Annotated in this window: 11 protein-coding genes and 1 pseudogene; all 12 read left to right on the forward strand. The window is 34.4% G+C overall.

What is annotated here, in order from left to right:
• Window positions 1-518: pseudogene (locus J7M77_RS11300) on the forward strand (acetyl-CoA carboxylase biotin carboxylase subunit); the annotation flags it as partial.
• Window positions 519-521: 3 nt separating this feature from the next.
• Entirely contained in the window at window positions 522-1,394 is an 873-nt protein-coding gene (gene accD / locus J7M77_RS11305) for an acetyl-CoA carboxylase, carboxyltransferase subunit beta (RefSeq protein WP_296878591.1), read from the forward strand.
• Window positions 1,394-2,344 carry an acetyl-CoA carboxylase carboxyltransferase subunit alpha gene (locus J7M77_RS11310; protein ID WP_296878593.1) on the forward strand — a complete coding sequence of 317 codons (951 nt, stop codon included), beginning with the start codon at window positions 1,394-1,396 and terminating at the stop codon, window positions 2,342-2,344. Before accD ends, J7M77_RS11310 begins: the two co-directional genes overlap by 1 nt.
• The gene (locus J7M77_RS11315; protein ID WP_296878596.1) at window positions 2,337-2,798 is read left to right on the forward strand and encodes a MarR family transcriptional regulator; all 462 of its coding nucleotides are present in this window, start codon (window positions 2,337-2,339) and stop codon (window positions 2,796-2,798) included. Before J7M77_RS11310 ends, J7M77_RS11315 begins: the two co-directional genes overlap by 8 nt.
• Window positions 2,799-2,807: 9 nt before the next feature.
• Window positions 2,808-3,749, forward strand: coding sequence for a beta-ketoacyl-ACP synthase III (locus J7M77_RS11320; protein WP_296878598.1), 942 nt, complete (start codon window positions 2,808-2,810; stop codon window positions 3,747-3,749).
• A 3-nt stretch (window positions 3,750-3,752) separates the two neighbouring features.
• Entirely contained in the window at window positions 3,753-4,685 is a 933-nt protein-coding gene (locus J7M77_RS11325) for a DUF561 domain-containing protein (RefSeq protein WP_296878600.1), read from the forward strand.
• Between the two features lie 2 nt (window positions 4,686-4,687).
• Window positions 4,688-5,752 (forward strand): nitronate monooxygenase family protein, encoded by a 1,065-nt coding sequence (locus J7M77_RS11330; RefSeq protein ID WP_296878612.1) that lies wholly within the window; start codon window positions 4,688-4,690, stop codon window positions 5,750-5,752.
• Entirely contained in the window at window positions 5,752-6,684 is a 933-nt protein-coding gene (gene fabD / locus J7M77_RS11335) for an ACP S-malonyltransferase (protein ID WP_296878602.1), read from the forward strand. Before J7M77_RS11330 ends, fabD begins: the two co-directional genes overlap by 1 nt.
• Before the next feature lies 1 nt (window position 6,685).
• A complete protein-coding gene (gene fabG, locus J7M77_RS11340) occupies window positions 6,686-7,438 on the forward strand; it encodes a 3-oxoacyl-[acyl-carrier-protein] reductase (RefSeq protein WP_296878604.1) in 753 nt (250 codons plus the stop codon).
• A gap of 12 nt (window positions 7,439-7,450) precedes the next feature.
• Entirely contained in the window at window positions 7,451-8,689 is a 1,239-nt protein-coding gene (gene fabF, locus J7M77_RS11345; protein WP_296878606.1) for a beta-ketoacyl-ACP synthase II, read from the forward strand.
• A gap of 4 nt (window positions 8,690-8,693) precedes the next feature.
• Window positions 8,694-9,119 (forward strand): 3-hydroxyacyl-ACP dehydratase FabZ, encoded by a 426-nt coding sequence (fabZ, locus tag J7M77_RS11350; protein WP_296878608.1) that lies wholly within the window; start codon window positions 8,694-8,696, stop codon window positions 9,117-9,119.
• A gap of 106 nt (window positions 9,120-9,225) precedes the next feature.
• Window positions 9,226-10,232: AAA family ATPase (locus J7M77_RS11355; RefSeq protein WP_296878610.1), on the forward strand; the 1,007-nt coding region annotated here is incomplete at its 3' end.

Here is a 10,232-nt window from a genome sequence, read left to right on the forward strand (position 1 = left end):
ATGAAAACGGTAATTATTATTTTATTGAGATGAATACCCGAATTCAGGTAGAACATCCGATTACTGAAATGGTTACGGGTGTTGATATTGTCAGAGAACAAATTAGAATTGCCGCTAATCAAAAATTGACTTATAAACAAAGTGATATTCAGTTAAATGGTCATGCCATTGAATGTCGAATTAATGCGGAAAATCCTCGTGAAGGCTTTAGACCTTGTCCTGGAGTGGTCAATAGTGTGCATTTACCAGGAGGACCTGGGGTAAGAATTGATACTACTTTATATCAAGGTTATCGGGTTTCTTCACATTACGATTCAATGATCGCTAAAGTAATTGTTCATGGTTCTAATCGTTTAGAAGCGATTCGCCGGATGCGTCGAGTATTAGCGGAATTGGTAATTGATGGAATTGATACTAATCAGGAATTACAATATCTGATTTTACATTCTAGTGAATACGTTAAGGGTAATTTCGATACTAGTTTCATTGAAAATAATTTAGATAAGCTGGTGAGATAATAGATGGAAGAAATATTTAAGAAAAGAAAAGAGAAGCTGGATTTATTTAAATCGCTTCGTAAAAAAATACAAAATAATCGAAGAATCGATGTACCAGAGGGTTTATATACAAAATGTGACGGCTGTGGGGAAACTGTTTTAACAGCCGATTTAAAAGAAAATTATTATGTTTGTCCTAAATGTGGTGCGCATTTAAAAATGCGCGCGCATACAAGATTAAAAATTCTCTATGATGGGGGTAAATATAGAGAATTATATCGCAATGTGCAATCAAATGACCCATTAATGTTTCCGGGTTATAAAGAAAAGTTAAAACAGTTAAAAGAAACGACTCATTTAGATGAAGCAGTAGTTTGTGCTACTGGTAAAATTGATGGTCGTAAAGTGGTAACTTGTGTTATGGATTCCCGCTTTTTAATGGGAAGTATGTCTGGCGCTGTTGGTGAAAAAATTACTCGTGCCATTGAACATGCAACTAAACGTAAAGCTCCATTGATTATTTTTACTACTTCTGGTGGAGCGAGAATGCAAGAGGGAATCATTTCTTTAATGCAAATGGCTAAAACTAGTGCCGCTTTAGCTAAACATAATGAAGCGGGATTATTATATATATCATATATTACGCATCCAACTACTGGTGGGGTAACGGCTTCATTTGCAATGCTAGGTGATATCATTATTGGTGAACCAAAAGCATTAATTGGTTTTGCCGGACCTCGGGTAATTGAATCAACGATCAAACAAAAATTGCCTGAAGGTTTCCAAAGAACCGAGTTTATGTTGGAACAGGGATTTATTGATTTAATTGTAGAGCGTCCTAAAATGCGAGAAACAATTATTAAGTTATTAAAAATGCATAGTCGGGGGGTTCAATAATGTCATTACAAGAAAAAGAAATTAAAATAAAAGAAATTGAACTTGAGTTATTAAAATTAAAGGAAGATCAGGAAGTTGATCATACTTTGCAAATTAAAGATTTAGAAAATACTAAGGCTAAATTAGAAAAAGAAGCATATCAAGATATTAGTGCTTATGATCGTGTTTATTTAGCTCGTAAAGCTGATCGTCCTAATGTTTATGAATACATTGATAATTTATTTGATGAGTTTATTGAGTTACATGGTGATCGTTATTATAAAGATGATGGTTCAATCGTTGGTGGACTAGCTATCTTTAATAAGATTCCTTGTACTGTCATTGGACATTTAAAAGGGAGAACGCTTGAAGAAAATATTAAGTGTAATTTCGGGATGTCTTCACCAGAGGGCTATCGTAAAGCATTGCGATTGATGAAACAGGCAGAAAAGTTTGATCGTCCAATTATTACTTTTGTCGATACGCCAGGGGCTTATCCAGGGTTAGAAGCTGAACGAAATGGAATTGGTGAAGCAATCGCTAAAAACTTAATGGAAATGTCACGCTTAAAAGTACCAATTATTGTAATTGTCATTGGTGAAGGTGGTAGCGGCGGTGCCTTAGGATTAAGTGTTGGTGATCGCATGGTGATGTTAGAAAATAGTGTTTATTCGGTTTTATCACCAGAAGGTTTCTCATCAATTTTATGGAAAGATAAAGAAGGAAAACGGGTTCAAGAAGCAGCTGAGTTAATGAAATTAACGGCACAAGATCTTTATCAGTTAAAGATTATTGATAAAATCATTCATGAACCACGTGGTGGTATTACTAAAAAGCCTGAATATGTTTATAAACGGCTTAGAATATATTTACGAGACACTTTAGAAGAATTGATGAAGTTATCAAAATCATCACTAGTAAATAAACGTTATCAAAAATATCGAGAAATGGGTAGGATAACGAATGACTAATCGTGATATTTTAACTCGTGAGTTAATTAATCATCTATTTGTCCGGCTGTTTAATCAGATTTTAGATATTGAAAGTAAGTATATGGTTGCTCATGGGGTTGAGGATCTAAGTATTTCAGAATTGCATATCATTGATGCAATCAGTTCTTTATCAAAGCCGACAATGTCAACGATTGCTTCTAAAGCGACTTTGACTAACGGTACAATTACAACAGCGATTAAAAAGTTAGAAGCTAAGGGTTATGTAAAACGCTATAAGGATCAAAATGATCGCCGGATCATTAGGGTCGAACTAACAGCCATGGGCAATCGTGTTTGTAAAGTACATAGTGAATTTCATGAAGAAATGGTTAGTCGAGTTTGTGAGGACAGTAATGTTTTAGATGATGAGCTGCTGATTAAATCATTGCAGCAATTAGTCTATTTCTTTGAAGATGTCAAAGAAAGATATTAGGAGATTTATATGGAAGGAATAAAGATATTATCCACAGGTTATTATGCTCCCCAAAAAGTTCTTGATAACTTTGATTTAGAAAAAATGGTGGAAACTTCAGATGAATGGATCGTTTCAAGAACGGGAATAAAAAAACGGCATATTAGCGATGGTGAAGATTGTTTAGAACTTGCCTATAAGGCAGCTACAAAAGCCTTAGAAAAGGTTGATAAAAGCAAAATTGGATTAATTATTTGTGCTACTATGACACCTGATTATTTCACTCCGAGTACAGCTTGTTTATTACAAGAAAAATTAGGTTTGAATGACCAGGAAGTAATGTGTTTTGATTTAAGTGCTGCTTGCAGCGGTTTTGTTTATAGTTTAACTGTAGCACATTCATTATTACAAAATATGGGCGATAAATATGCTTTGGTAGTAGGCAGTGAAGTGATTTCTAAAATCATTGATTTTACTGATCGTAATACTTGTGTGTTATTTGGTGATGGGGCTGGAGCTGTTGTTGTTTGCAGGGGTCCAGGAATGTTTGCCAGCTATTGCAATTCTACTGGTAATTTAAGTGCTTTAAAAGCACCGGCAATTAATCAAGAAGATCAAAATTCGTATTTAACGATGGCTGGTCAGGAAGTATTTAAATTTGCAGTTAAAGTAATTCCGGAAAGTATTAAGATGATTTTAGAAAAAACAGGATTGGAATTTGACGATATTGATTATGTAGTTTGTCATCAGGCTAATTATCGGATTATCAAAAATGTATATAAGAAAATGAAAGCCAATCCTGAAAAATTTTATATGAATTTACAAGAATATGGAAATACTTCAGCAGCTAGTATCCCATTAGCTTTAGGTGAGATGGATGCTAAGGGATTATTAAAAGCTGGTGATAAAATTATTTGTGTAGGTTTTGGTGGCGGTCTAACTTGGGGCGCAACATTGATAGAATGGAGTTAGAAGATGAAATTAAATGAATTATTAGGAATTGAATACCCGTTAATTCAAGGGGGAATGGCAAATATCGCTACTGGTGAGTTTGCTGCAAGTGTATCTAATGCCGGAGCATTAGGATTAATTGGTGCTGGGGGAATGGACACAGCAACATTAAAAAAGAATATTGAAATTTGTCGTCAATTAACAGATAAACCATTTGGTGTTAATATCATGTTAATGAATCCATGTGCTGATGAAATGGCGCAATTAGTAATTGAAGAAAAAGTACCAGTAGTTACAACTGGAGCTGGAAATCCGGGTAAATATGTAGCTGCCTGGAAAGAAGCAGGAATTAAAGTTTTACCAGTAGTACCTAGTGTAACTTTAGCTAAGCGATTAGAAAAATATAATGTTGATGCAATCATCGTAGAAGGAACGGAAGCTGGAGGTCATATTGGTGAACTGACAACAATGGCTTTAGTACCTCAAGTAGTAGCTGCTGTTAACGTACCAGTTATTGCAGCAGGTGGAATTGCTTCAGGAAAACAAGTATTAGCTGCTTATGCATTAGGTGCTTGTGGGGTACAAGTAGGAACATGTTTATTAGCTAGTGAAGAATGTCCGATTCATGATAACTATAAACAAGCAATTTTAAAAGCTAAAGATACTAGTACAACAGTTACTGGAAGAATTGCGGGAACACCAGTTAGAATTATTAAAAATAAAATGGCCAAAGAATATATCAAGCGTGAAAAAGAAGGCGCTGGAATGGAAGAATTAGAAAAATATACTTTAGGTTCCCTTAGAAAAGCGGTATTTGATGGTGACATTGATACAGGATCATTAATGGCTGGACAAGTAGCTGGAATGGTTAGTGAAATTAAGCCGGTTAAGACAATTATCGAAAATTTATTTGCGGATTGTAACAAAGAACTAAAAAGATTAGAAAGTGAGTTTTAATGATGAAAAGTGTTTGCATAGGTGATATGACGTTAGAAGTACCAATTATTCAAGGGGGAATGGGTGTTGGTATTTCTCTTGGAAACTTGGCAGGACACGTAGCTAAAAACGGTGGTATGGGGGTTATTTCCACTGCTCATCCAGGATATCGGGCACCTGATTTTGAAAAGAGTCCAACTGAAGTAAATATGCGCGAACTGGCTAATGAAATAAAAAAAGCCAAAGAGATTGCTAAGGGAAAAGGAATGGTAGCGATCAATGCGATGGTGGCAATCACTGATTATGCTCAAATGGTTGAAGTAGCAATCAAAAATAAAATTGATGCGATTATTTCTGGAGCGGGGTTACCAATGAACTTACCTAGTTTTGTTAAAGGAACTAAGGTAAAAATTGCTCCAATTGTATCTAGTGGTAAAGCTGCTAAATTGATCTGTAAGACATGGGATCGTCGCTTTCAGGTGGCACCTGATTTTATTGTGATTGAAGGTAGTGAAGCTGGAGGTCATTTAGGATTTCATAAAGAAGATGTTTTGAATAAAACAACAGCTAAATTAGCGGATATTTTTAAAGAAGTTAAAGAAACAATTAAACCGTTTGTTGAAAAGTATCAAAAAGAAATTCCGATTTTTGTTGCTGGTGGTATTTATGACGCTAAAGATATTAAAGAGTTTGTTGAACTAGGTGTTGATGGAGTGCAAATGGCAACTCGTTTTATTTGCACTGAAGAATGTGATGCTGACATTAAATATAAAGAAGCGTTTATCAATGCTAAAAAAGAAGATATTGAATTAGTTAAATCACCAGTAGGAATGCCGGGAAGAGCAATCATGACGAAATTAACTAAGCGGTTAAAAAATGATGAACGAATTCCTGTTAAAAGATGTTATAACTGTTTAATACCGTGTGATGTTAAAACAACACCATATTGTATTAGTGGAGCATTAATTAATGCGGTTAAAGGAAATCTTGATGATGGTTTAGTTTTTAGCGGTAGCAATGGGTATCGTAATGATAAAATTGTAACTGTCAAAGAATTGATGGATGAGTTAAAGGAAGGTTTTGAATAATGGGAAAAATTGGATTTGTATATGCTGGTCAAGGCAGCCAGGTAGTTGGTATGGGTAAATCTTTTTATGATAATTATCAAGTAGCTAAAGATGTTTTTGATCAAATTGATCTAGATATTGATGTTAAAAAGTTATGTTTTGAAGGACCAATTGAAGAACTTTCAAAAACAAGTAATACTCAGCCTTGTATGGTAGCTGTTGCGGTTGTAGCAACTAAGCTATTAAAAGAAAACGGAATTACACCTGACTATGTTGCCGGACTTAGTTTAGGAGAATATTCAGCTTTAAATGCAGCCGGTGTTTTAGATGATCAAACAGCAATCAATTTAGTGCGTTTCCGTGGTCAAGCGATGGAAGAAGCCGCTAAGGGAATTGATAGTAAAATGATTGCCATCATTGGTTTAGATCGTGATTTATTAAATGAAGCGGTAAATGAAGCTAGTGATTTAGGAGTAGTATCAATTGCTAACTATAATTGTCCGGGACAATTAGTAATTGGTGGTGAAGCGGCTGCGGTAACTAAAGCTAGTGAATTAGCGTTAGAAAAAGGAGCTCGTCGTGCTATTCCGCTAAATACTAGTGGACCTTTCCATACGAAATTATTAGAACCAGCAAGTGCTAAATTAAAAGAAAAATTTACTAGCGTAGCTTTTAATGAAATGCAAATACCAGTAATTTTCAATAGCACTGCTAAAGAATTAGAAGCTGATAAAACAGTTGCTCAAATGTTAGAAAAACAAGTAATGTCTTCAGTATATTTTGAAGATAGTATTCGCTATATGCTAGCAAACGGTGTTGATACAATCGTGGAAATTGGACCTGGCAAAGTATTAACTGGTTTTGTTCGTAAAATTGATCGTAAAATAAAAACATATCAAGTTGAAGATCAAGCAACACTTGAAAAAACATTAGCGGGATTAAAAGGAGAATAAGATGAAATTAAAAGATAAAGTAGTTTTAGTAACTGGAGGAGCTCAAGGAATCGGTAAAGAAATTTGTTTTGCCTGTGCTCGTGAAGGAGCTAAAATCGTAGTTAATTATATTGATATTGGGGATAATAAACAAATCGCAATGGATACCAAAGCTGAACTTGAAGCAATCGGTGCAACAGTTATGTTAGCTAAAGCTAATGTAGCTTCTTTTGAAGAAACTGGCGCAATGGTTAAAGAAATTATCAAAGAGTTTGGTAGAATTGATGTTTTAGTTAATAATGCTGGTATTACTAAAGATAATTTATTAATGCGCATGAAAGAAAGCGATTTTGATGCTGTTGTTGATGTTAACTTAAAAGGAACATGGAACTGTATGAAACATGTAACTAAGATCATGATGAAACAACGTTATGGAAGAATTATTTCGATGTCTTCAGTAGTTGGTGTAATGGGAAATGCTGGACAAGTTAACTATGCAGCAACAAAATCTGGAATTATCGGGATGACGATGTCATTAGCTCGTGAAGTAGGTAGCCGTGGTATTACTGTAAATGCTGTTGCTCCTGGATTTATTAAAACAGCAATGACAGAGGTATTACCTGAAGAAGTTAAAGAAAGCATGATGAAACAAATTCCTTTAGGTAATTTTGGAGAAGTTAGTGATATTGCAAATACAGTAGTTTTCTTAGCAAGTGATGATGCTAAATATATAACTGGTCAAACGATTCATGTTGACGGCGGAATGGCAATGTAAGGAGAGAAGCAGATGAAAAGAAGAGTTGTTGTAACAGGAATAGGTGCAATTAACGCCATCGGTCATAATGTTGAAGAAACTTGGAAAAGCATTAAAGATGGTGTTTGTGGAATTAGCGAAATTACTAATTATGATAATTCCCTTACAAAAGTTAAAATTGCTGGTGAAGTAAAAGATTTCAATGTAGCTGATTATCTTGATAAAAAATCAGCTCGTAAAATGGATCGTTTTACTCAATTTGGAGTAATTGCTTCAAGAGAAGCATTTAAGGATTCTGGATTAGAATTAGATAAAATTGATGCTGATCGTTTTGGTGTAGCGGTTTCTAGCGGTATTGGTGGTATTGGTACAATTGAAAAAGATCATACTAAAGCTTTACAAAAAGGGCATGATCGAGTTTCACCATTTTTCGTACCAATGGCAATTACTAATTTAGCTGCTGGTAATATTGCTATTGATTTAGGGGCTAAAGGGATGTGTACTTGTCCAGTTACTGCTTGTGCTGGTGGTACTAATGCAATTGGTGATGCTTTTAGAAATATTCGTGATGGTTATTTAGATATTATGGTAGCTGGTGGTGCGGAAGCTAGTATTACACCATTAGGTGTTGGTGGCTTTACATCAATGAAAGCTTTATGTGATAATAACGATCCTGCTCGCGCATCAATTCCATTTGATGCTAATCGTAGTGGTTTTGTTATGGGTGAAGGAGCTGGAATTTTAGTTCTTGAAGAATTAGAACATGCTAAAGCTCGTGGCGCTCATATTTATTGTGAAATGGTTGGCTATGGGGCTAGCTGTGATGCTCATCATATTACTGCACCATTAGATGATGGTTCCGGTGGTGCTAAAGCGATGGTTAATGCTTTAAACGATGCTAATTTAAAACCAGAAGATGTTACTTATATCAATGCTCATGGTACTAGTACACCATTAAATGATAAAGGTGAAACTTTAGCAATCAAAGCTGCTTTAGGTGATGCAGCATACAAAGTAGCAGTATCTTCAACTAAAGGAAATACTGGACATTGTTTAGGAGCTGCTGGAGGAATCGAAGGTGTTATTTGTGTTAAAGCCATTGAAGAAGGATACATTCCAGCAACAATCAATTATCAAGAACCAGATCCAGAATGTGATCTAGATATCGTTCCTAACGTTGGTAGAGAACAAGAAGTTAATGTAGCGATGTCTAATTCATTAGGATTTGGTGGACATAACGCAACAATAATCTTTAAAAAATATGGAGAATAAGAAGATGGAATTAAATAGTAATCAAATTCAAGAAATCAATCCACATCGTTATCCTTTTGCCTTAGTTGATCGCATTACTGATTATCAGCCAGGTGAATATGCTAAAGGAATTAAATGTGTGAGTGTTAATGAAATGCATTTTTGTGGACACTTCCCACAACATCATGTAATGCCAGGTGTGTTAATCGTTGAAGCATTGGCACAAGTTGGATGTATTGCGATTCTTTCTAAAGAAGAAAACAAAGGAAAAATTGCTTTCTTTGGTGGAATTAATAAATGTAAATTTAAAGGGCAAGTTACTCCAGGTGATGTTTTAGAAATGGAATGTACACTTACAAAACAAAAAGGGCCAATTGGAATTGGTGATGCAGTTGCTAAAGTTCATGGTAAAGTTCTCTGTAAAGCTGAATTAACTTTTGCGGTTCAATAGATTTAAAACAGTACTTTGACAATTCAAGGTACTGTTTTTTTAACATGAATAAATCTAGTTAAGCTTGAATAAATAAGGTATAATAGGTTTGAAAGGACTGATGGAATTGAAAAAAATACCAATCGGAATATCAAATTATCGAAAATTAAAAGAAGATAATTACTATAATATTGATAAATCATTGATGATTGAAGAGTTTCTATCAACTGGCGCTCAGGTAACTTTGGTAACCAGACCGCGAAGATTTGGAAAGACCTTAAATATGTCAATGATGGCAGAGTTTTTTGATATTACCAAAGATTCTAAAGAGCTGTTTAAAGATACCAAAATCATGAAAACCGAATATGCTTCTATATTAAATCAGTATCCTACTATATTCATTTCCTTTGCAGGTGCCAAAGGGGATAAAGAAACTATTGTTGAAACAGTTAAACAGAGCATATTAGCTTTATATTTTGAAAATGAGCAGATCTTTTCAAATATGAATAAATTTGAAAAACTGATGTATGATGGAATAATAGATCATTTATCACAGTTTTATAATGGCAGTTTATCAGGAATAGCTAATTCATTGTCATTTTTAATGACAATGCTGGAAAAACATTATCATAAACGGGTAATGGTCTTTATTGATGAATATGATACACCGTTTATCGAAGCCCATGTAGGTAAGTTCTATGATGAAATAAGAAACGGTTTAGCCTCAATGCTTCATAATGCCTTAAAAACATCTAACAGTTTACAGTATGCCTTGCTTACCGGTATTCAAAGAGTAGCTAAGGAAAATATCTTCAGTGATTTAAATAATCCGCTTGTATGTACCGTTACTGAAGAATCATATAGTCAGTATTTCGGTTTCAATGAAGATGAAGTAAAAGAACTGTTGAACTATTATGGATTAGAGTTAAATGAACAGGTCAAAGAAATGTATGATGGTTATCATATTGGCAATAATGAAATCTATAATCCGTGGTCATTAATCAATTATGCCAAAAGTAAAAAATTGGAACCTTACTGGGTCAATATCAGTGCCAATAAAATGATTAAATATGCAATGGGTAAAGCTGATGCTTCATTTAAAGACGATTATGAATTTATGATTGAAAACGGTTA

This window comes from Thomasclavelia sp., assembly GCF_017889095.1.
GTDB lineage: Bacteria > Bacillota_I > Bacilli_A > Erysipelotrichales > Coprobacillaceae > Thomasclavelia.